The following is a 21,844-nucleotide window of genomic DNA, read 5'->3' as shown; positions in this document are numbered from 1 at the left end:
TTATGTGCGCGCGAGGCGCGGAGGATTCAAGCCCGTGAGCCCCGGGCGCCTACCAGTTCCGGACAAGCTCCGTGTAGCCACGGAAGGCCACGGCGCCCCAGAAGTTCACCAGCACGCCGAGCGCCACCGCGGCCAGCACGGCGCGGTTGCGCAGCGACCAGCCGCCGGCGGCGAAGAGCAACAAGAGGTAGGGCGTGTAATCGAGGCTGAAGCGGAAGCCGAACTGCATGTAGCCGGTGTTCTGGTACAGCAGGCCCGGCAGCGCGCACGCGGCCACGGTGAGCCACAGCGGCCAGTGCAGGCGCGGGCGCGTCTTGGGGATGAGCAGGAAGACGAGCAGCGGCAGCGTCAACAGCAGCGTCAGGCCGTGCGGGTCATAGGCGAGGCGCAGCGGCTCCAGCGACACCTTCGGCAGCTTGAGGAACGCGGCCTCCAGGTTGCGCGGCAGGTATTCCCAATGGAACAGGCCCCACTGGTCGATGTCCGCGTTGACGCGGTTGTTGAAGAGGAAGCGGTGGCCGAACTCCCCGGGACGGCCGAAGCGGTAGACGTTGTACGCGGCCGCGAGCAACCCGAGGGGCGCGGCGCCCAGGGCGAACAGGCCCACCTTGCGCGCCGCGGGCTTCCAGCTGCGCCCCAGGGCCTTGAGCTGCGCCAGGCGGGACTCCGGCCCGGGGCACAGTGCCTCCAGGACGAAGAAGACGCCCGTGAAGAGCAGCGGCGTGCGGGTCAGCGTGGCCATGGAGAAGAACAGGCCGGCGAGCACCGGGCGGTGGGCTCGCACCGCGTTGCGCGCGTAGAGGCAGGTGAAGGCCACGCCCATGACCTCGGCGCTGAACCAGACCTCGCCGCGGATGGCGCAGTAGAAGAACAGGGTACCGAAGGCGAGGATGAGCGCGAGGGCGATGTTCTCGTTGCGGTTGCGCGCCGTCTCGCCCTCCTTCGCGAGGAAGCGCAGCAGCGAATAGAAGAGCGCCACCGCCAGCGCACCGACGATGACGTCGAAGGAGGTGTCGTTGAACTGGTAGCCGTGCAGCGCGACGAAGGGCAGCATGACCACGGCGGGGAAGGACGGGAAGCTCACGAACCAGCGGTCGCTCGGAAGCGGCCGGCCCTCGCAGCGGACCTTCTCGCCGTCCACCAGCCGCACACAGGCCCAGTCCTCCAGGTTCGGCAGCACCTGCGGGTCGATGTCCAGCCGGCCGTCCAACCACGACTGCGCCTGGTAGATGAAGTGCGGCGCCGCGCTCTGGCGCAGGAACCGCTGCGAGCTGAAGCTGGCCAGCACCACGAAGGACACCAGGAACAGCATCACCTCCACGCGGTAGGCAGCCAGCCACACGCGCAGGATGTTGAGGGGCAGCCCTCCCGAGGGTGCCGGAGTCGTGCCTCGCGGCGGGACGGGGGCCCCGGATGCCGGGCCCGTGCCGTGCTCGGACGCGGAGGGCGACGGGCTCGCGGTGCCGGCACCGGCCCCGGTGCTGGCGCCCGTGTCGGTGTGGACATGCCCGGAAGTGGACTCCGGCACGGCCTGGCCTTCCCTGGTGAGAGCGGACCCCGGAGCGGCCGTGCCTCCCTTGCCGGCGTGCTCGGAAACGGACGTCGGTGAGGGCGTGCCCCCCGTACCGGCGGCGCGTGTATCGGAACCGGATGCTGGCGCGGGCGTCCCCTTTCCCTCGGTGGGCTCAGCGGTACCGCCCGGGCGCGCGGGGGAGGACGGACGGGGGCGCTTGGACTTGGAGCGACTCATGGGGTGGCGGCCGCGGCGAGCAGGTGCTGCCGCAGCATCTCCAGCGTGTGGGAAGCGGCGAACAGGCGAACGCGGTCGCGGTCGCCGGGGAGGGTGATGCGCTCGCAGCGGGTGGGCATGCCCGCACCCGCCAGCGCGCAGTACACGGTGCCCACCGGGTCCTCCGGCGTGCCGCCGCCCGGGCCCGCGTAGCCCGTCACCGACAGGCCGTATGTGGTGCCACAGGCGGCGCGGACGCCCTCGGCCATGGCGATGGCCGTCTCGCGGGACACCGCCGTGTGGCGCTCCAGCACCGCCGGCGGAACCCCCACCCACGCGGCCTTCATCTTCTCCGAGTACACCACCGCACCGCCGATGAAGACGCTGCTGGCCCCCGGCACCGCGGTGAGTTGCTGGGCGATGAGGCCGCCGGTGCAGCTCTCCGCCGTCGCCAGCGTGGCCTTCGCCCGCCCGAGTCTTTCGAGCAGCGCCGACGCGTACTCCTCCGCATCCGCGCCGAACACGCTCGCGCCCAGCACCCGGCGGCAGTCCGCCTCCGCGGCGGCGAGCGCGGCGTCGGCCTCGGCCTGCGAAGGAGCCTCGGCCATCAACTTCAGGTGGTTCTCCGGCGCGTGCGTGCGGAAGCCGAACACCACCCGGGGGTGGCTCGCGGCCAGGGGCTTCACGTGCTGGTCCAATACCGACTCGCCCATGCCCACCGTGCGCAGCAAGCGGAAGGCGCGGTGCAGGCGGGCGGGCTCCGCCTCCAGCCACGTGCGGATGCGCGGCAGCACCTCGCCGTCCAGCAGGGCCCGGTACTCGCGCGGCACGCCGGGGAGGAAGAAGAGCCGGCAGCGGCCCAGGGTGAGGATGACGAGGGGCGCGGAGCCCACCGGGTTGCGCACCGGCTCGGAGCCCCGGGGGATGCGGACCATGCGCAGCTGCCCCGCGTTGAGGTCGGGGGACAGGCCCCGCGCGGCGTAGCGCTCGCGCAGCCAGCCGAGCACCCGGGCGTCGTCCTCCAGCGGTACACCCGCGGCCGCGGCGGCGCACTCGAGCGTGAAGTCGTCCGCCGTCGGGCCCAGGCCCCCGGACACCACCACCACGTCCGCGCGCGAGGCCGCGGCCAGCAGCGCATGGGTGATGTCCGGCCGCACGTCCCCCACCAGCACCACGCGCTCGACCTTCACTCCCAGGTCGAAGAGGCGGGCCTCCAGGTACGTGCTGTTCGTGTCCGTGATGAGGCCGGTGACGAGCTCGTCACCGGTGCACAGCAGCTCGACGCGCATGGGCCGCGCATCCTAGCGGCAGCGGGCGGCGGCGGCACGGATTGAAGGAGCGCCCCTGCGCCACCCGGCGTCCCGGCATCCACCGGGACACTCACTGCGTGGGGGGACAGCCCTCTTCCTCTCCGGGGCCGCCGACACCGTGACTCAAGGGGGACTACAGGTACGCGGGGCCGTCGTTGCCCGGGCCGGCGTCTTCCTCGGCGTCCTCGTCCTCGTCCTCATCGTCGATGACGGAGGACACGGCCACCGCGGCCACCGCGCCGGCGGCCACCTTGCGCGCCACCAGGTGACTGCGCGCGAGCACCGCGGACTCCACGAGGCCCAGCGCCAGGTAGGCGCCGCAGCAGGCCACCAGCACCCAGGCCGGGTGGAACTGGGTGGCAATCCCCACGCCGCCCAGCACCATCAGCATGAAGACCAGCGCGCTCTTCCGGTTCGGCCGCGTGTCCTTGAAGGTGCGGTAGCGCACCGTCGACACCATCAGCAGCGACAGCCCGGCCACGGCCACGGCCATCGGCATGGCGGCGGACTCGATCAGGGGCGCGCCGCCCGCCGCCGCGTGGTGGGAGATGATGACCGACACCAGCATGCCCGCGGCAACCGGGATGGGCAGCCCCACGAAGAAGCGCCCACCACCGCCGTGCGGGTTGCGCGCCGCCAGCACGTTGAAGCGCGCCAGCCGCAGCGCGCCGCACGCGGCGAACGCGAAGGAGATGAACAGGCCCACGAAGCCCAGCGGCGCGAGCGCCCACTTGTAGACCAGCAGGCCCGGCGCCGCCCCGAACGAGATGACGTCCGCCAGGCTGTCGAGCTGCACGCCGAAGTCGCTCTGCGTCTTCGTCAGGCGGGCCACCCGGCCGTCGCACCCGTCGAAGAACATGGCGAAGAAGATGGCCAGGGCCGCCTGGTAGAGCTGCACGGGGCCGGCCTCACCCGTGCACAGGGTGATGGCATAGAAGCCACAGAAGATGGACGTGACGGTGAACAGGTTGGGCAGCACGAACATCAGTTTCCGTAGCTTCATCATTCCCTCGACTTCCTCTGATGCCCGTGAGTTCCGGCAACAGGACGGCGGGTGAACCGACCTTAGCAGGGTTTTATTTGCGCCAACGTCACCCTGCGGTCCGTTAAGGAGGCGGAATGGATGCTTGGCGGTGGGGCGTGTGGGTGCTGGTCGCCGTGCTCGCCCTGGTGCTGTGGAACGTCATCTGGGTCGCGGCCGTCCGGCGGTGGTACCGCCCCCGGACGGAGCTGCCGCAGACCCTGCGTGTCCGGTGCGACGACGGCTGGGAGCTGACCGTCCACGCTCGGCGCGCGCCGGTGCGCCGCTTCGAGGAGCCGGTGCTGCTGTGCCATGGGCTGGCCGCCAACCGGTTCACCTTCGACTTCGAGCCGCCCTACTCCGTGGCCCACTACCTGGCCGATGCCGGCTTCGACTGCTTCAGCGTCGAGTGGCGCGGCACCGGGCACTCGCGCCTGCCACCCCGGGGCCGACGGTACACGGACTTCACCATCGACGACCACATCCTGCATGACGGGCCGGCGCTGCTGGAACTGGCGCTGAAGGAGACGGGGGCGAAGCGGGCCTTCTGGCTCGGTCACTCGCTGGGCGGGCTGGTGGGCTACGGGGTGGCGCAGGGCCCGGAGGGGCCGAAGCTGGCCGGGCTGCTCACCCTGGGCGCTCCCGTCCACTTCAAGTCCGGGCCGCTGATGCGCGCGCTCATCTCCCTGGGCGTGCGCGCCGCATGGCCCGCGCGCTTCCGGCAGGAGTGGATGAGCGCCAGCCTCGCGCCCTTCCTCGGCTACGTCACCCTCCCCCTCTCCGACCTGATGGTGAACCCCGAGCACATCCCCCCGCGCATCCAGCGGCAGGTCTACGCGAACATGATGTCGTCGATGAGCCGCAAGGTGCTGCTCCAGTTCCAGGACTGGATAGAGCACGATGCGTTCCGCTCCTTCGACCGCGCCACGGACTGGCGCGCGGGAATCTCCCGGTTGCAGCTCCCGTTGCTCGTCATGGGCGGCAGCTCGGACCGGCTGGCCACGGCGGAGAACGTGGAGTCCCAGTTCGCGCTCGCCACCTCGCCGGACCGCGCGCTGCACATCTTCGGCAGGGACCACGGCGACAAGATGGACTACGGGCACGGCGACCTCATCTTCGGCGCCGGTGCGCCCCAGGAGGTCTACCCCCTCATCCGTGAGTGGCTGGAACAGCATGCCACGCGGCTTCCCTCCGAGGACGTGCCTCCTCCGGGGTGAGGTCCGCACCGCTCATCGACGAGTGGTTGGAGCGCCAGGCCACGCGGCTTCTCTCCGAGGGCGTGCCGCCTCTGGCGTGAGGCCCTCGCCGCGCACCAGGCGGAGCAGTCAGCGGGGCTCGGCTGGCTTTTCCGCACGGCCCGCGACGCAGGAGGACGACAGGCCGCGCGCGTCCTCCGAGCGCACGCGCTCCAGGCTCACGCGCGTTCCGCCCTGACAGTCCGCCCACACGAGCCCGTCCGCCAGTCCGCTCGCGGTGAGCACGTCCACCCGCAGCTCCCCCTGCCCCTGGACCGTCAGGGCCGCTCCGGCGCCGTCGATGACCACCCCCGTGGCCTCCAGCCGGGCCTGCGTGTCCACCGCCAGCCCCGAGTACCGACACCCGCGCAGCTCCGCATCGCGCAGCTTCACCCGGGCCGCCTGTGCCGCGAGGACGCACGAGCCCGCCACGTCACGCACCACCACGCCTTCCACGTCCGCTTCCACCTCACGCAGATGCAGGCCGTCCCCGGCCGAGCCATCCGCCGAGCGCACGCGGAGGATGGTGCCGTCGCGCAGCCGCAGCTTTCCGTGCAGGGCCGACAGGCCGTACTCGGCCGAGCCGTCCACGCGGAAGCGCTGGACCTGGAGGTCCCCGCCCACGAGCTGCAGCCCGCCGTAGTCGCCGCTGTCCCGCACCACCACGTCCTCGAGCACGCCCCGGGTCCCCACCACGCCCAGGCCGGCGCGCGCGGCGCGCACCGAGGTGAAGCGCCGCACCTCGAGCATCCGCGCCCGGGTGGCCGACAGGCCGTACTCGTGCCCCGTCACCTGTACGTCCTCGAGGACCAGCACGCCGTCCACCACGGAAAAGGCGGAGCCCTTGCCACCCTCCGCCATCGAGTGCCGCACCTCCGCGTGCCCGGCGTCCACGCCGACCGCGGAGTCCGGGCCGGAGAACTTCACGCCCTCCAGCTCCACGCGCGCCTGGGCCCCGCGCACCCGCACAGCGCGCCGGTAGGGGCCGGTGAAGGCGCTGGCGGTGATGCGTGCCTCCACGGCTCGGACGTCGGGTGCCCGTGGCGCGGCATCCGCCGGCTCGCTTCGAACCACTGCTGCGCCCGGCGCGGCATCCACCGACGTGCCTCGAACCACTGCTGCTCCCGACACGGCCTCCGTCGGCGTGCCTCGAACCGCTGCTGCTCCCGGCGCTGCATCCGCCGGCGTGCCTCGAACCGCGGGGGCTTCCGGCGCACTCACCTCCGCCCCGCCTTTCGCTTCCAGCCGCGCGCCCTCCACCAGCACCCCCGTGGTTCCCGATTCGGTGGCCTCGAAGCGGCCGGACTCCACCTCCAGCCGCCCGGCCTCCACCCGCACCGCGCCCGTCCGCTGGCCGCTGAAGCCCACCCGCTCCAGCCGCACCCTTCCTCCCCCCACGTCCAGCCCCCAGCCCCCACCCCGCACCGCGAGGTCCACGAGCACCGCATCCCCACCCGCCCGCAGCACCGGCGCCTCCGCCCCTTCCGCGGACAGCACCGAGTTCGCCCCCTGCCCCTCCAGCCGTACACCCTCCGGCAGCGAGAAGGGCCCCGGGTACGTCCCCGCCCCCAGGTGCACCGTGAGCGGACCGGGTCGGATCAGCGCCTCGGCCAGCGAGCGCAGAGGCTGCTCCCGCGTGCCGTCCCCGGCCCCAGGACCCGCCGCGTCCACCCACACGTGGGTGCGGGTCTCCCCGCCAGGGCGGGCCGCCTCGCGGGGCGACGGGCCCCGGCAGGTACACAGCGCGAGGAGCAGCGGGAGGACCGTTCGGAAGAGCACGCGGCCGGGCACTCTAGCGCCTCCCCGCACGGGTTCGCGGGAATGCGATCAGCACCACCCGCCAAGTGATCAATATTCCAAACACTTTCTCCCAATCACGATCACACACCCCACTCAAACCCTCACTGCGGGTGGAGTGTTGGAATGTGACACGCGCGGCGGACTTCTCCTCTGTAAGCCCGCTGTTTCAGAGAGCCAACTTTTCGTCCGAGGCCGATTTTCCGGCCCCGGAGCGCGGCCAGCATTGACAGGGAAAAGAGCGATTTGTTACCACCGTTCGGGTCAAGCACTATCAAGAACAGACAACGCAAGGACGGAGGGGCGTAATGACCAAGGCAGAGCTCGTCGAGGTGGTGGCGGCGCAGACACGTCTCACCAAGAAGTCCGCGGCGCAGATCCTCGACATCGTCTTCACCAACATCGGCAAGGCGGTGAAGAAGGACGCCCGCTTCAGCTACCCCGGCTTCGGCACCTGGTCGGTGCGCTCGCGCAAGGCACGGAAGATCCGCAACCCGCAGACGAACGAGATGATGAAGCTGAAGGCCTCGAAGACCGTCGGCTTCCGGCCCGCCAAGGAGCTGAAGAACTCGCTCTGAGCCGTCCGTCCGCCCTGGCGCGGAAGGCCCCGGTCCTCTTCAGGGGCGCTGACCTGACGGTCGGCGCCCCTGATGCGTTGCGGGGTCCGTGGGCCCGACACCCCGTGCCATGGGCGGGCCCTCCACCGCGGACGCCTCGTCGCCGCCCAGCGCGTCCAGCGGGTCCAGGGCCTGGCCGTCGCGCCACAGCTCGAAGTGGAGGTGGACGCCGGTGGCCAGCCCCGTCTCACCGGCGAGGCCCAGCGCGTCGCCTCGCTCCACGATTTCGCCCGGCTCCACCAGCACGCGCGACAGGTGGCTGTAGCGCGTCACCCAGCGGCCCGCGTGCTGCACCTCCACCTGGTTGCCGTGGTCGCCGTTCCACCCCGCGCGCAGCACCACGCCCTTCTCGGCGGTGTAGATGGCCTGTCCCTGCTGCGCGGCCAGGTCCACGCCGAGGTGGCGGCGGTTCTCCCCCGTAATCGGGTGCCAGCGATGACCGAAGAGGCTGGTGATGGAGACCGGAGCCAGCGGCCACGCCAGGCGCGGCAGCCCGTTCGTTTCCTCCGGATGCTCCAGGCGGCGCAGCTCCGCCATGCGCACGGCGAGCCGGCCCACGCGCAGCACCACCGCCTCCGCCAGCGCTCCCGGCATGTCGCCGTAGGTCCGTCCGTCCTGCTCCAGCTCGGCCTCCAGCACGCTCCGGGCCCGGAGCACGTCGCGAGCGTCCGTGCCCTTCACCGGCCGCGCCAGGAAGCCGTCCAGCGCGCGGTTCATCGCCTCCCAGTTCTCCGCCTGTGAGGCCGGCATCGCCCCGCCTCGCGTCACCTGGGCGCGGTACGCCCGGGCCCGCTCGGTGAACGCCGCGAGCGCGCCTTCGAGCGACCCGGAGAGTTCGGCGGAGGACGCGTACCCCGCGGGCTCGCGCGGGACGGAGGGACGCGAGTGCTCGTCGTCCGGGCCCCGGGCGCCGTAGAGCTCTTCGAAGCTCATCTTCGGCTCCGCGCGTGGCGCGGCGCAGGAGCAGGCAGTGAGGAGGATGAGGAGGCTGAAGCGGCGCACGGCACGGGCAGCCTACCACGCCCCGCCCGGGCCCCTCCTCACGCTCCGGGAGTGGGCGCCGGGTGTCGGACAGTCCCGCGTTTCACATGGCGTGGGGACGCGGGCCCCCCCGTGGGGAAGTGGAAGGAGCATTCCTTCCGGGGCACCGCCCCGAAGGGCCGAGGCGGAGTGCCTGCCCCGCGCCGTGACTCAGGCGACAGCGCCACGGATGCGGGCCACGGCCTCGTCGATGTCCGCGGCGGACACGTCGAGGTGGGTCACCAGGCGCAGCGTGCGCGGACCGCCGGCGGGATTCGTCAACACGCCCTGCTTCGCCAGCAGGGCCACCATCTCCGACGCGGGCCGCGAGAACTCCGCGAAGACCATGTTGGTCTCCACCTGCGCCGCGTCCACCTTCACGCCCGGAATCTCCGCCAGCCCGGCCGCCAGCCGGCGCGCGTGCGCGTGGTCCTCGGCGAGCCGGGCCACGTGATTGTCGAGCGCGTACAGCGCCGCCGCCGCCAACATCCCGGCCTGCCGCATGCCGCCGCCCAGCCGCTTGCGCAGCCGCCGCGCCTCGAGGATGACGTCCGCCCGGCCCGCCAGCACCGAGCCCACCGGCGCGCCCAGCCCCTTCGAGAAACACACCGACGTCGTGTCCGTCAGCTTCGACCACGTGGACACCGGTACGCCCGCGGCCACCTCGGCGTTGAACAGGCGCGCGCCGTCCAGGTGCACCGCCAGCTTCGCCTTCCGCGCCGCCTCCACCACCGCGCGGAAGCGCTCCACCGGCCACACCGAGCCGCCCCCGCGGTTGTGCGTGTTCTCCAGCGACAGCAGGCGCGTGCGCGGCGCGTGGATGTTCTCCGCGCGCACCGCCTCCGTCACCTGCTCCGGCGTCAGCAGGCCGCGCTGCCCCGGCAGCTGCGCCGGCTGCACGCCCCACAGCGCGGGCACCGCGCCGCCCTCGTACTGGATGATGTGGCTGCCCGCTTCAGTGAGGACCTCGTCGCCCTGGCGGCAGTGCGCGCCGATGGCAATCTGGTTGGCCTGCGTGCCCGACGGCACGAAGACGGCCGCCTCCAGCCCGAGCCGCTCCGCCACCCGGGCTTCCAGGCGGAGCACGGTGGGGTCCTCGCCATAGACGTCGTCTCCCACGTCGGCCTCGGCGATGGCGCGGCGCATGGCGGGGGTGGGCTTCGTGACGGTATCGGAGCGGAAGTCGATGGGCTTCATGGGTCTCTCGAAAAGGGTGGGCCCTGGCCGGTGCTTGGGCTCGCGTCAGGGGTGACATACAACGGCCGCGTGCCAGGACGTGAGAACGCAGCGGAGAAGCGCAGGCGCGCGGTGGCGGTGATGGACCGGCTGCAGGCCGACATGCCGGACGCCCGCATCGAGCTGGACTACCGGACACCCCTCGAGCTGCTGGTGGCGGTCATCCTCTCCGCGCAGTGTACGGACAAGCGCGTCAACCTCGTCACCCCCGCCCTCTTCCAGCGCTTCCCCGACGCCCGGGCGTATGCCGGAGCAGAACCGACGGACGTGGAGCCGTTCATCCGCACCTGCGGGCTGTACCGCGCCAAGGCGAAGAACATCGTCGCCGCCGCCCGGGCCCTCGTGCAGGAGCACGCCGGCCAGGTCCCCCTCCAGCGGGACGTGCTGGAGCAGTTGCCGGGCGTGGGGCGCAAGACGGCCGGCGTGGTGTGCATCCACCTGGGCGGCGACGCGGCCTTCCCCGTGGACACCCACGTGAAGCGGCTGGCGTACCGGCTCGGCTTCACCACGCGGGAGGACCCGGACAAGGTGGAGCTGGACATGCAGGCCGTGCTGCCCGCGGAGCGGTGGACCCTGGGGCACCAACTCCTGGTGTGGCACGGACGGCGGACGTGCTTCGCGCGCTCGCCCGAGTGCGGGCGCTGCGTCGTCGCGGACCTGTGTCCGAAGAAGGGCGTGCGCGCGGCGGCGGGGCCTCGCGAGGCCTCGGCCGTCGGTGTTGCTACCGCGAAGCCTGCGCGCCCGACTCGCGCGAGGTCTTGAGGCGCTTCATCCGCTTGCGGATGAGCTCGCGCTTCAGCGTGGAGACGTGGTCCACGAAGACGGTGCCGTTGAGGTGGTCCGTCTCGTGCTGCACGGCGATGGCGAGCAGCCCGTCGCAGCGCAGCGTCTGCTCCTGGCCCTCCACGTCGAGGAACTTCACCGTGACGACGGCGGCCCGGTCCACGTCCTCGGACTCACCGGGGATGGACAGGCAGCCCTCGGTGTAGGTCGTCTCGCCCTCCAGGGCGATGAGCTCCGGGTTGATCATCGCGATGGGCTTGGACTCGGGCTGGCTGGGGGTGGTGTCCAGGACGATGATGCGCTGGAGCACGCCCACCTGCGGGGCGGCGAGCCCCACGCCTTCGGCGGAGTACATCGTTTCGAACATGTCCTTCACGAGGACTCGGACGGCGTCGTCCACCTTCGCCACGGGCCGGGCCTTCTGCTTCAGGACAGGGTCGGGCCAGATCAGGATCTCGCGAACCATGGGGGCCGTCTTAACTCCAACCGGAGCGGCCGGGCAACCGCCGGTGACGGCCCCGGGCCTCCGGATGCACGGCGGGCCGCCGTGCGTCAGTCGAGCAGGCTGCGGGCGTACTCCGCGCGCAGCCGGTCATCTCCCAGCGCCTGGGCGGCCTCGGAGAGCACGCTGCGAATCTGCTGGGCGCGGTGCTGGAGCGCCGGGTCCGGATGCCCGGCGAAGCGCAGCGGGTGGAACTCGGCGGCCAGCAGCTCGTAGGCGCGCTTGACCTCCTCGCTGCCCGCCGTGCGGGTCAGCCCCAGCACGGTGAAGTAGTCGGCGTCCTGAATCTCCTCGAACTTCGCCTCCAGGCGGCGCACGTCCAGCTCCGGAGGCAGCTCGCCGCTGTCCTCGTCGCTGGCGTCCTGGAGCGAGATGAGGCCGAGCGTCCGCGCCACCGCGAGCGACTTGAGGGCGGACTCCTGCGGCAGCCCCGCGCCCAGCAGCAGCGCCTCCAGCGTGTGCTCGCCGTCCACCTGGGAGAGCAGCTGCAGGTCACGCGAGGACAGGCCGAAGTCGTCGGGGGCCAGGTGGAGGTCGCCCCGGGTGACGCGGGCGCGCAGGCTGCCGGCGGCCTCCAGCAGGGACTCGGAGGAGAGGGTGTTGCGCAGCGCCTCGGCCAGCAGGTGCAGCGGCGGACGCGTGGCGGCGGCGAGCGCCACCTCGTGCGGCGCGGGCTCTGGCACCAGTCGGTAGAGCGTGGAGGGCTCGGCGAGCGCGTCGAGGAAGACCTGCTCCGTGTAGCGCTGCACGAGGGGCACGGCCTCGGACTCGCGCAGGTAGCCGCGGCCCCGGAGGGCGTCCAGCAGCGCGCTGGTGGTGGCGCTGCGCACCAGGCGCAGCTCGCCTTCCTGGCGCGCGTCGATGAGGCCATCCGCGCGGGCCCGGTCGATGAGCGACTCCCCCGGTGCGGAGGAGACGGCACCGACAAGCGCACCGTCCCGCAGCCAGAGGACGCGCAGGGCGTTCATCACCTTCAGCTCCAGGCGCATCTCCATGCGCGCCTCGCAGAGCCGGAGCACCAGCTTCGCGAGGCCGTCCTGGGTGACGCTGCCGCTGCGGGCCACCGCCAGCTCGGGCCGGCCGGGCGGGGCCTCCAGCGGGAGGAGCGAGGCGCGGGCCTGCGCGGCGGCCTCCTCGGCCTCGCGGCGCCCGCGCTCTTCCAGCTCGTGGCGCTCGCGCTCGGCCTGGGCGCGCTGCTCGATGGAGTCGGCTTCCAGCTGGGCCTTCTCCGCTCGCAGGGCTTCCATCGCCTTCTCGAGGGCCTCGCGCGCCTCGCGCTCGCGTGCGAGTTCCTGGCGGATGACCTCGGAGGCCTGGCGGGCCTGCTCGAGCCGCCCTTGGAAGGTGGTGAGCTGGGTCTCCGCGGCCGTGCGCTGCTGGGTCTCCGCGTCCAGCCGGACTTCCAGGGCGGTGCGGTGGCGGCCCTCGGCCTTCGCGCGGGCGGCCGCTTCGGTGGCGGCCTGCGCGGCCTGCTGCACGCGGGCCTCGGCTTCCGCGCGGGCCTTGGACTCGGACTCCGCGCGGGCCTCGGCCTCGGCGCGCTGCTTTGCCTCGGACTCCGCACGGGCTTCCGCCTCGGTGCGCTGCTTCGACTCGGACTCCGCTCGGGCTTCGGCCTCGGTGCGATGCTTTGCCTCGGACTCCGCTCGGGCTTCCGCCTCGGTGCGCTGCTTCGCCTCGGACTCCGCACGGGCTTCCGCCTCGGTGCTGGACGTCACTCCGGCTTCAGCGCGAGCCTCGAATTCAGCACGGGCCCGGGCCTCGGACTCGGCGCGCTCCTCGGCCTCCGCGCGCTGCTTCGCCTCGGCGACAGCGCGCGCTTCGGCTTCGGTCCGCTGCTTCGCTTCCGCCTCGGCGCGGGCTTCCGCCTCAACACGCTTCGTCGACTCCGCCTCGGTGCGGGCTTCCGCCTCGGCACGCTTCGCCGACTCCGCCTCGGCGCGGGCCTCGGCTTCGGTGCGCAGCTTCGACTCCGCCTCGGCGCGGGCCTCGGCCTCTTCACGGAGACGGGCTTCGGCTTCGGCTCGGGCTTCCGCCTCGGCGCGCTGCTTCGACTCCGCTTCCGCACGCGACTCCGCGGCCTCACGAAGGCGGGCTTCCGCCCGGACGCGGTCCTCGGCCTTCTGGCGGGCCTCTGCTTCGGACTCCGCGCGCTCCTCCGCCTCGGACTGCGCCTGGGTCGCCAGCTCCGCGCGGACCTCTGCTTCGGCTCGGGCGCTGGCTTCGGACGTCGCCCGGGTCTCCGCCGCGAGCCGGGCCTCCGCCTCGGCCTCCGCGCGCGACTCCGCGGCCTCACGGGCGCGAATCTCCGCATCCGCCCGGTCCTCCGCCGTGGAGGTCGCCGTCTCCGCCGACTCGGCGCGAGAGTTCGCATCCCGGCGGGCCTTCGCCTCGGCCTCGGCGCGGCCTTCGGCCTCGACGCGTCCGGCCGCCTCGGACTCGAGCCGCGTCTCGATTTCCTTCAGCGCCTGCATCGCCGCCTTGGCGCGAGTCTCCGCCGCGGCGCGGGCCTTCGTCTCCTCCCGGAGTCGCGCCTCCAGCTTCTCGATGCGCACCTGCAGCTCGCTGCGCGCCAGCGCCTCCGCGTTGGAGCGCACCTGGGCTTCGTCGCTGGCGGAAGAGGCGTCCTGTGCCCGGACCTCCGCTTCCACCCGGGCCCGCTCCTGCGCTTCGGCTCGTGCTTCCGCGTCGATGGCGCGGGTCTCCTGCTCGGCGCGCGCTTCCGCTTCCTCGCGAGCCCGGTCCGCGGCCTCCTCCGCACGCGCCTGCGCCTCGGCGCGGAGGCGGGCCTGCTCCTGGACCTCCGCCTTCAGCGCGTCGAGCTGCCCGCGCAGCTCGGTGAAGTCCTGCTCGCGCTCCTCGATGCGTCCCAGCGCCGCCCTCGCGGCGGCGTCCACGGTGGCGCGCTCGCGGGCCTCGGAGCCAGCACGGGTCTCCGCCTCGTCGAGCTTCGCCTGGAGCGTGGCCACCTGCTCGCGCAGCTGCTCCAGCGCTCCGGCCCGCTCGGACTCCAGCCCGACGTCACGCTGCTGGGCGACCTCGAGCCGAGCCTCGGCCTCCCGGCGCAGCAGCTCGGCTCGCGAGTATTCCTCTTCCAGCGCCGCGAGCCGCTCCTGAAGGGCGTGGGCCTGTTGCTCCACCTCGAGCCGCAGCGCCGTCTCGCGCGAGTGCTCCTCGTCGAGCGCCTGCTCCCGATGACGGGCCGCCTCCGCCAGCTCCTCCGCCACCAGCCGGAGCGAGGCCTCCTGCTCCCGCGCGGCCTCCGCCTCGACTCGCAGCGCGGCCTCGCGGTCCAGGATGCCGCGCAGCGACTCGCTCAGCTCGCGCGCCTCCACGAACTGCTGCTCCGTCTCGCGGCGGAGCGCGATTTCCTTCTCCAGCTCGGCGCGCACCGCGTGCACCCGCTCGTACGCCTCCTCGAGCTGGCGCTCCGCCTCTTCCTGCTGTGCCTGCCACTGCGCCAGCAGCGCAGGCGCGGCAACGGACATGGCGACAGCGGCCTCCGCCCCGGGGGCCGGCGACGGCTCCGCGAAGGAGGAATCCGCCGCGTCGCCCGGCGCGTCCGCGTCCATCCCATCCGAAGGAAGGGCCGGGGACTCGGGCTCCATTCCGGCTTGCGGCCATTCCAGGAGCGTCGTCGGCCCGGCCTGGGGCGCGGCGGCGGCATTGTCCGTGTCCGAGTCGAACCAGTCCGCACCCGCGTGGGTGTCCGGCGCAACGGTGTTCGTTACGTCTGGGGCGGCGCCGCTCGGTTCCGAGATGTCATCCGGCTCCGCGCTGCTCCAATCCTCATCCGACCCCGCGGCCGGGGCCGTCTCGCCCTCGTCGGATGAGGACGTGCCCGACTCCGCCGCCTCGCGAGCCCGCACCGAAGCCTGCAGCTCCGCCTCCAGCACATCCCACGCGGACGGCACGGCCTCCTCTTCACCCGCGCCCTCCGCGAGCTCCCCGTCCGCCGTGCCCCCGCCCTCGAAGGAGTCACCCGCCGAGGCGCTTGCGTCGACAGCGCCCGTCCCCTCCGGCAGTCCCGCCGTGGGAGGCTCCTCGCCCAGCTCGGCCTCCGTCCCCCACTCCGAGCCCTGCTCGCTGAAGGACGCCTCCGCCGTCAGCGCACCGCTCGCGCTTCCTCCGACGGCCACGGCCGCCGGAGCCGTCTCGCCCCACCCCACCGCCATCCTCGCGGTGTTCTCCATCTCCGGGTCCGGAGGCAGCTCCATCCACGACGGAGTCTCCGCCGCGGCCGCCGCGAAGGGCTGCTCTCCCGGCGTCACGTCGGAGGGCCCACCGCCCTGCTCGGCTCCCGGCGTGTCGACGTCGAAGAACCCCGCGTCTCCCAGCCGCGGCGCCGGAGTCACCGGACGCGCCGCGGACTGCGACACGGGCTCCTCCGTCCACGCGAGCTGCCCCGGTGGCGGCGCAAGCTCCGACTCCAGCTCCGCCTGCTCCCGTGCCAGGGCCGCGTCAATCTCCAGCTGCGCCAGGCGCTCGGTCTCCGCGCGGACCTCCGCGTCCACGTCACCGCTCCCGGACGCAAGCTCCGCACCCGGCTCCTCGCCGGACGTCCCCGCCCCATCCACCGCCGCCGCCGCCGGGGCTTCCGCGAAAGCCTCGGGTGCGTCCTCGCCCCAGCTGTCCGCCGGGTCCGCGCCACCCGACGCGAGCGCCGTGTCGATGGAGGCCATCGCCTGCGCCTCCACCTCCTGGTGCGCCAGCTCCATGGCGGAGAACATGACGAGCGTCGTCTGGTGGTCCCGGTTCCGGGCCTCCTCGTGCGCGTTGCGCTCCTCGCGCGTCATCGCCGCCACTTCCCAGTCCGTCTGGTGCAGCGGCGCCAGGTCGCCGAAGAGCGCGTTCGCCAGCGTGGGGTCTCCCCCCACAGGGCGCGGCGCCGTCGCGTGCCACGCCTCACCGTCATCCGCCTGGGCTCCGGCGCCGGACGCGGGCAGGCTGCGGTTCTCCACCACGTGCCAGGCGTCCGCCTCCGTCGGCGCGCGGAGGAGCGAGGTCACCAGGGCCATGAAGCCCGTGCCGTCCAGCGGCAGCGTGGCCACCGGGGCGCTGAAGCCGGGAATCGGCTCGCCCAGCAGCAGCACGCGGGCCTTCTTCCCATCCGGGTGCTGGAGCAGCTCCTCCAGCACCACGTGGCCGCGTCCGCTCTCCACCCCCGGGGCGAGCACGACGAGCACGGGCTGGTGGTGACCGAAGCCGATGAGGGCGTCCGCGGCGGAGGTGGCGAGGATGACCTCGTACCCTTCACGCGTGAGCAGACGCCGCACCGCGGCGATGGTGGCGATGTCGTCGTGAACGAGGAGGACCGGTGCGCCCATGGGGGGCACTGAGTCTACAGCATGGCCCCCGGATCCACGTCGATCACGACCTTCACTCCGGAGGGGACGTCCCCCAGGGCCGCTTCCATCCGGCCGAGCAGCGGGGCAAGCGACGCATGCGTCGGCCCCTTCACGAGCAACTGCCAGCGCGTCTTCCCCCGGATGCGGGAGATGGGCGCCAGCGCCGGCCCCAGCAGGCGCACCCCCGCCGAGGCCGGCGGCATGTGCCGCGAGACGAGGTTGCCCAGGTGCCGCGCCACGCTGGCCACCTGCTCGGGGTGCTCGCCCTCCAGGCGGATGGCGGCCATGCGCGAGTAGGGCGGGTACGCCAGCGCCTTGCGCCAGTCCAGTTCCTGCTTCGCGAAGCCGTCGAAGTCGTGGGCCAGCACGCGCCGCACCGGCTCCGCCTCCGGGTTGTACGTCTGCACCAGCACGCGCCCCGGGTCCTTGCCCCGTCCCGCGCGCCCGGACACCTGGGTGAGCAGGTGGAAGGTGCGCTCGGCGGCGCGGAAGTCCGGGATGGCCAGCGACGTGTCCGCCATGACGACGCACACCAGCGTCACGCCCGGGAAGTCATGCCCCTTGGCCACCATCTGCGTGCCCACCAGCACGTCCAGCTCCCGGCGGGCGAACGAGGCCAGCATCTCCGTCAGCCGCTCCGCGCTGGTGGCCGAGTCCCTGTCCAGCCGCGCCACGCGCGCGGTGGGGATGCGCTCGAGGACTTCGGCCTCCACCTTCTCCGTGCCGATGCCCAGCTTGAGCATGGGGCCGGTGCACTCCGTGCACCGCTCGGGCACCGGCATGGCCAGCCCGCAGTAGTGGCACACCACCCGGTTCTGCGAGCGGTGGTGCGTGAGGCACACGTCGCACTCGCTGCACTTGAGCGACAGGCCGCACACCTCGCACAGGAGCACCGTGCTGTGGCCGCGCCGGTTGAGGAAGAGGATGACCTGCTGCCCCCGGCCAATCGTCTCCTCCATCGCCGCCAGCAGCGGCGGGCTGAGGATGGGCGCCTCCTCCGTCACCACGCCCTCGCGGGGACGCTCCACGCGCAGGTCCACCAATTCGATGGTGGGCATGGGCCGGTCGTCCACGCGGTTCTTCAGCTCCAGCAGCCGGTAGCGCCCGCGCCGCACGTTCTCCAGCGTCTCCAGCGACGGCGTGGCCGAGCCCAGCACCACCACCGCGTTGGCCTGCTTGCCGCGCACCACGGCCAAGTCGCGGGCCTGGTAGCGCAGCTTCTCCTCCTGCTTGAAGGAGGGGTCGTGCTCCTCGTCCACGACGATGAGGCCCAGGTTGTCCACCGGGGCGAACACCGCCGAGCGCACGCCGACGGCAATCTTCACGTCGCCCCGGCGCAGCGCCTGCCAGTGGAAGAGCCGCTCGCGGTCCTTCAGCGCCGAGTGCAGCACCGCCACCTCCGCGCCGAAGCGGCTGCGGAAGCGGCCCACCAATTGCGGCGTCAGCGCGATTTCCGGCACGAGGATGAGGCTGCCCTTGCCCTGCGCCAGCGCATGCTCCGCGGCGCGCAGGTACACCTCCGTCTTCCCGCTGCCGGTGACGCCGTGCAGGAGGAAGGGCTGGAAGTCGCCGGTGTCCAGGGCCGCGCGCAGCTCCGTCACGGAGGTGGCCTGCTCCGGGGTGAGGCGCTCGGGGCGGCCCTGCATGAGGCCGTCCTTCACGCCGGCCTCCAGCTTCTTCTCTTCAATCCGCGCCATGCCGCGCGCGGCGAGCTTCTTCAGCGTCTCGCGCGCGCCCGGAATCGCGTGGGAGACCTCCTCCAGCGGCGCGCGCCCTCCCACGGCCAGCAGGTAGGCGAGCGCGGCGGACTGGGCGGGCGCCCGGTGGAGCTCCGGGGGCACCTCGTTGATGAGGGCCACCGCGAAGAGCTGCACGTCGGGCTTGGCTTCCTTCTCGTCCACCGCCTTGGACAGGCCGGGCGGCAGCGCGCCGCGGATGACCTCGCCCAGCGGGTAGCGGTAGTGCACGGCCGCGAAGCGCAGCAGGGCGATGAGGTCCTTCGGCAGCGACGGCGAGTCCTCCAGCACGCGCTGGATGGGCTTGAGCTTCACGCCCTCCTCGGCTGGAGGGGAGGCGGGCCCGAGGTAGAAGCCCAGCGCGGTACCCCGGCCGAAGGGCACCAGCACGCGCTGGCCCGGCGACAGCTGGCCGGCGAGCGCGTCCGGCACCTTGTAGGTGAACTCGCCCCGGACGGGGCGGCCAACGGCGATGGAGGCCAGGACGGGAGCGTTCACTGCGCCGCCCACTGTAGCGGCGCCTTCGGGCTCGGACAGTTCCCGGCGACTCCTCGCACCGGAGGTGCGCACGGACATGGAACCCCGGGTGGGAGGGGCCTCCGTCCGCTCCGCCTGCGTGTCGTCCCACAAGGCTTGCTGCTCCATGATGCTCCCTTCAACCGCCGCCCCTGCCCCTTCCGTCCTGCTCCCGGGTGACACAGTGCCCCGCGGGTCTGACATGCCCTGCCGGGTCCTCCGGGGCGGCCACGACTTCCGTGTCGCCCTTGCATCCGGGCACCCGCGTGACTAGCGGCTGTCACGCCGGAAGCCCTCGAGCAGGCACAGCGGGTGGAACCGGGCCGCGAGGGCAGTGCCCTGCGAGCGGCGGGCGGACACCGGAGGCCCACGCCTCGACGGTGTCGCCAGGGGCACGGATGGCGGGGACGGCGCGCCACCCGTGCCGCGAAGCAGGGACTGCGGACTACTGGCCGGTGGCCTTCTTCCAGGACGGGCGGCTGCTGATGCGGCTCCACCAGGCGGCCACGTTCTTGTGCTTGTTGAGGACGTCCGCGCCGCCAGAGGCCGCGAAGAACTCCATGTACGGCATCCAGGACACCTCGGCGAGGGAGAAGCTGTCACCCGCGAGGAACTGCTGCTTGCCCAGCACCGGGTCGATGATGCCGAAGACCTTGTCCACGCCCTGGAGCCCTTCGGAGACACGGGCCTCGTCCGGCGCACCGCCGCCCATGTGCGGCTTGAAGAGGCGCTCCATGATGACCTTCATCGCCGAGGGCGAGAAGTAGGACTGCTCCACGCTGATGTACTGCTCCATCATCCCGAAGGCGCGCGGGTCCTTCGGCGAGAGCGAGGTGCCCGGCAGCTTGCGGTCCAGGTAGCGGATGATGGCGCGCGACTCGTAGAGCATCGTGCCGTCGTCCTCGAGCGCGGGGATGACGCCGAACGGCTGACGCGCCAGGTGCGCGGGCTGCTTGTGCTCGCCCTTCAGCAGGTCCACGAGGACGAACTGGGCCTCCTGCCCCTTCTCCGCCAGGGTGGTGAGGACCTTGCGCGTACAGGTGCTCATCGGGTGGCCGTACAGCTTCATGTGTCACTCCTCTTGTGTGGCGGGCCGGGTGGAGCCCCGGCCGGGCGCGGGCGGACTCTGCGTCGCCGGCCGCACGCGCCGCAAGCCTCCAGACGCGAGAGGTATGACCGCGCACACCGCGGCCGCATGTCGGGCCGCGTCAATGGCACGCGGGTGTGACGGAACGACTACGGCGTGAAGAGCTTGTCCGCCAGCGTGGCGCGGCTGTCGCCCTTGAGCGCGGTGAAGCGCAAGGCGCGCTGGCCGCCGCGCCAGACCTCGATGGTGCGCGGCATCAACTCGCCGGTGGCCGGCGACGTGTAGTCGAGGAAGCGGATGTCCCAGGCGGTGTTGGCGGTGTCCGTGTAGCGCAGCCGCGCCGGCTGGAAGGAGTTCTTGTAGACCCAGAACTGCGGGCGGCCCTCGGCCATCTCGCCGATGACGTACGCCACCTCGCCGCCGAAGCGGGCCAGCCCGGTGCGCCCCGTCTCCACGCCCAGCGTCTGCAGGTGCTGCTGCAGGGCCTCCTTGAGGTCCTGCACGTTGCCGCCGCCAGCGGCCAGAATCGGACACACCTGGGAGACGAGCACCGACATGGACGGCACCTCGGTGCCCTCCGAGCGGCGGCGGCCTCCCGCATGGATGGCGGCGGCGCGCGCGTTGCCGTCGGGCACGGAGGCGTCGAAGCGGCAGCGCCCCGGCACGCGGACGGAGAGGATGCCGTCGCCCTGCACCTCCGGGCGGTCCGTGGGCGTGCCCAGCGCCGCCCCCGCTTCCTTCACGGCGGAGCCGCTGAAGCTGAGCGAGCCTTCCACGCGGAGCGAGGACAGCTTGAGCTCGTCGCGCTCGGCGACCATGCGACGGAGGATGGAGCCTCCGGGCAGCACGTACGCGCCCGCGGCGAAGGAGACCAGGACTGCCAGGAGTGCGGCGGTGCGCTTCACGGCTTCTCCGTCTTGACGACCTCGCGCGGGGGTTCGGACCACCGGAGGGGCCCGGGCGCGGAGGCGGAATGGGTCAGATAGCCCACCTTTGGGGTTCGGAATGTATTGATGGCACCCGCCCCCTTCAAGCTGGATAGGATGCCAACGTCATGCCGCTCCGCTCGACTGTCCTGCTGATTGCGCTGTGTGTGTCCACCGCCGCCCTGGCCCAGCCCGCGGAGGACCTGCGGGATGTGACGAGCGCACGGGCCTACGGGATGGGCGGCGCCTACCGGGCGCTGGGCCTGGGCGCGGAGTCGGTGCTGGGCAACCCCGCCGCCATGGCCCTGTTCCCCGCCTACCGGGTGGAGGGCACGGGCGCGTGGGACGTCAATTCGAAGGAGGGCCTGCTGGGCATCTCCGTGCTGGACGCGTCCCTCGGCAAGCTGGCCATGGGCATCGACTACCACTGGGTGAGCCTGGGCCGCGGCGGCGCGCGCTCCAGCGCCCACCTGAGCTCGCTGGGCGTGGCGCTGCCACTGAGCCAGGCGGTGATGGTGGGCGCGGTGGCGCGCTACCTGCGCCTGAGCGGCGAGGCGCGGTACGCCAACTCCGTCACCGCGGACGCGGGCCTGCTGTTGCGGCTGTCGCCGCAGTTCATGGCGGGGGTGTCCGCGCACAACCTCATCGACACCGACAACTCGGAGCTGACGCGGTACTTCACCGGACACCTGGGCTTCCTGACGCAGCAGCTGACGGTGGCCGTCGACGTGCGCGCGGACTTCGTCACCGACGACAAGAGCACGTTCACGTACAGCGGGGGCCTGGAGTACCTCTTCGGGCAGCTGCTGCCAGTGCGCGCGGGCTACACGTACGACGGCTTCAAGCAGGTCTCCCAGTTGAGCACGGGCCTGGGCTTCATGACGGAGACCGGCGGCGGGCTGGACGTCGCCTACCGTCACGACCTGGGGGGTGAGAAGGGCCGGCTCCTGGCGCTCACCATCCGGATGCAGCTGAACTGAG

15 protein-coding genes are annotated in these 21,844 nt (G+C 72.6%); 4 read left to right on the top strand and 11 right to left on the bottom strand.

Annotation, left to right across the window (positions count from 1 at the left end; translation table 11 throughout):
- Window positions 1–49 precede the first annotated feature (49 nt).
- The 3 genes from ACX9TP_RS09115 to pssA form a co-directional block, all read right to left on the bottom strand.
- Entirely contained in the window at window positions 50–1,750 is a 1,701-nt protein-coding gene (locus ACX9TP_RS09115) for a hypothetical protein (RefSeq protein WP_482979343.1), read from the bottom strand.
- Window positions 1,747–3,018, bottom strand: coding sequence for a CinA family nicotinamide mononucleotide deamidase-related protein (locus ACX9TP_RS09110; protein ID WP_482979342.1), 1,272 nt, complete (start codon window positions 3,016–3,018; stop codon window positions 1,747–1,749). The genes ACX9TP_RS09115 and ACX9TP_RS09110 overlap by 4 nt, the downstream gene beginning before the upstream one ends.
- Window positions 3,019–3,172: 154 nt before the next feature.
- Window positions 3,173–4,045: a CDP-diacylglycerol--serine O-phosphatidyltransferase gene (pssA, locus tag ACX9TP_RS09105; RefSeq protein WP_482979341.1), complete on the bottom strand. Its 873-nt coding sequence runs from the start codon at window positions 4,043–4,045 to the stop codon at window positions 3,173–3,175.
- A 113-nt stretch (window positions 4,046–4,158) separates the two neighbouring features.
- On the opposite strand from pssA, the gene ACX9TP_RS09100 reads away from it, so the two are divergent.
- Window positions 4,159–5,277, top strand: a complete 1,119-nt coding sequence (locus ACX9TP_RS09100) for an alpha/beta fold hydrolase (RefSeq protein ID WP_482979340.1) — start codon at window positions 4,159–4,161, stop codon at window positions 5,275–5,277.
- Window positions 5,278–5,385: 108 nt separating this feature from the next.
- Here ACX9TP_RS09100 and ACX9TP_RS09095 read toward each other — a convergent pair whose 3' ends face one another.
- Window positions 5,386–7,074, bottom strand: a complete 1,689-nt coding sequence (locus ACX9TP_RS09095) for a hypothetical protein (RefSeq protein WP_482979339.1) — start codon at window positions 7,072–7,074, stop codon at window positions 5,386–5,388.
- Window positions 7,075–7,400: 326 nt separating this feature from the next.
- On the opposite strand from ACX9TP_RS09095, the gene ACX9TP_RS09090 reads away from it, so the two are divergent.
- Window positions 7,401–7,670, top strand: coding sequence for an HU family DNA-binding protein (locus tag ACX9TP_RS09090; protein WP_410467121.1), 270 nt, complete (start codon window positions 7,401–7,403; stop codon window positions 7,668–7,670).
- A 39-nt stretch (window positions 7,671–7,709) separates the two neighbouring features.
- Here ACX9TP_RS09090 and ACX9TP_RS09085 read toward each other — a convergent pair whose 3' ends face one another.
- Window positions 7,710–8,711 carry a M23 family metallopeptidase gene (locus ACX9TP_RS09085; RefSeq protein ID WP_482979338.1) on the bottom strand — a complete coding sequence of 334 codons (1,002 nt, stop codon included), beginning with the start codon at window positions 8,709–8,711 and terminating at the stop codon, window positions 7,710–7,712.
- A gap of 189 nt (window positions 8,712–8,900) precedes the next feature.
- A complete protein-coding gene (ltaE, locus tag ACX9TP_RS09080) occupies window positions 8,901–9,926 on the bottom strand; it encodes a low-specificity L-threonine aldolase (RefSeq protein WP_482979337.1) in 1,026 nt (341 codons plus the stop codon).
- A gap of 30 nt (window positions 9,927–9,956) precedes the next feature.
- Here ltaE and nth point away from each other — a divergent pair, with 30 nt between their 5' ends.
- A complete protein-coding gene (nth, locus tag ACX9TP_RS09075) occupies window positions 9,957–10,727 on the top strand; it encodes an endonuclease III (RefSeq protein WP_482979336.1) in 771 nt (256 codons plus the stop codon).
- On the opposite strand, the gene def is transcribed toward nth, so the two are convergent.
- The 5 genes from def to ACX9TP_RS09050 form a co-directional block, all read right to left on the bottom strand.
- Window positions 10,687–11,214, bottom strand: a complete 528-nt coding sequence (gene def / locus ACX9TP_RS09070; RefSeq protein ID WP_482979335.1) for a peptide deformylase — start codon at window positions 11,212–11,214, stop codon at window positions 10,687–10,689. The genes nth and def overlap by 41 nt on opposite strands.
- An 86-nt stretch (window positions 11,215–11,300) precedes the next feature.
- On the bottom strand, window positions 11,301–16,577 hold the full coding sequence (locus tag ACX9TP_RS09065; protein WP_482979334.1) for a DnaJ domain-containing protein: 5,277 nt from the start codon (window positions 16,575–16,577) through the stop codon (window positions 11,301–11,303).
- A 14-nt stretch (window positions 16,578–16,591) separates the two neighbouring features.
- Window positions 16,592–18,979, bottom strand: coding sequence for a replication restart helicase PriA (priA, locus tag ACX9TP_RS09060; RefSeq protein ID WP_482979333.1), 2,388 nt, complete (start codon window positions 18,977–18,979; stop codon window positions 16,592–16,594).
- Window positions 18,980–19,295: 316 nt separating this feature from the next.
- A complete protein-coding gene (locus ACX9TP_RS09055; protein ID WP_482979332.1) occupies window positions 19,296–19,919 on the bottom strand; it encodes a glutathione S-transferase family protein in 624 nt (207 codons plus the stop codon).
- A 167-nt stretch (window positions 19,920–20,086) separates the two neighbouring features.
- Window positions 20,087–20,842, bottom strand: coding sequence for a hypothetical protein (locus tag ACX9TP_RS09050; protein WP_482979331.1), 756 nt, complete (start codon window positions 20,840–20,842; stop codon window positions 20,087–20,089).
- A 149-nt stretch (window positions 20,843–20,991) separates the two neighbouring features.
- On the opposite strand from ACX9TP_RS09050, the gene ACX9TP_RS09045 reads away from it, so the two are divergent.
- Complete coding sequence (locus ACX9TP_RS09045) at window positions 20,992–21,843, top strand: PorV/PorQ family protein (RefSeq protein ID WP_482979330.1); 852 nt, start codon at window positions 20,992–20,994, stop codon at window positions 21,841–21,843.
- The last annotated feature ends 1 nt before the right edge of the window (window position 21,844 follow it).

The sequence above is a fragment of the Pyxidicoccus sp. M15 genome (genome assembly GCF_056858435.1).
The sequence above is the reverse complement of the archived record's forward strand: the minus strand, read 5'-3'. Positions and strand labels throughout refer to the sequence as shown.

Coding starts and splice junctions, on each gene's coding strand:
- ACX9TP_RS09115 (WP_482979343.1), bottom strand. CDS start 1,750: ATGAGTCGCTCCAAGTCCAAGCGCCCCCGTCCGTCCTCCCCCGCGCGC.
- ACX9TP_RS09110 (WP_482979342.1), bottom strand. CDS start 3,018: ATGCGCGTCGAGCTGCTGTGCACCGGTGACGAGCTCGTCACCGGCCTC.
- pssA (WP_482979341.1), bottom strand. CDS start 4,045: ATGATGAAGCTACGGAAACTGATGTTCGTGCTGCCCAACCTGTTCACC.
- ACX9TP_RS09100 (WP_482979340.1), top strand. CDS start 4,159: ATGGATGCTTGGCGGTGGGGCGTGTGGGTGCTGGTCGCCGTGCTCGCC.
- ACX9TP_RS09090 (WP_410467121.1), top strand. CDS start 7,401: ATGACCAAGGCAGAGCTCGTCGAGGTGGTGGCGGCGCAGACACGTCTC.
- ltaE (WP_482979337.1), bottom strand. CDS start 9,926: ATGAAGCCCATCGACTTCCGCTCCGATACCGTCACGAAGCCCACCCCC.
- def (WP_482979335.1), bottom strand. CDS start 11,214: ATGGTTCGCGAGATCCTGATCTGGCCCGACCCTGTCCTGAAGCAGAAG.
- ACX9TP_RS09065 (WP_482979334.1), bottom strand. CDS start 16,577: ATGGGCGCACCGGTCCTCCTCGTTCACGACGACATCGCCACCATCGCC.
- priA (WP_482979333.1), bottom strand. CDS start 18,979: ATGGAGCAGCAAGCCTTGTGGGACGACACGCAGGCGGAGCGGACGGAG.
- ACX9TP_RS09055 (WP_482979332.1), bottom strand. CDS start 19,919: ATGAAGCTGTACGGCCACCCGATGAGCACCTGTACGCGCAAGGTCCTC.
- ACX9TP_RS09045 (WP_482979330.1), top strand. CDS start 20,992: ATGCCGCTCCGCTCGACTGTCCTGCTGATTGCGCTGTGTGTGTCCACC.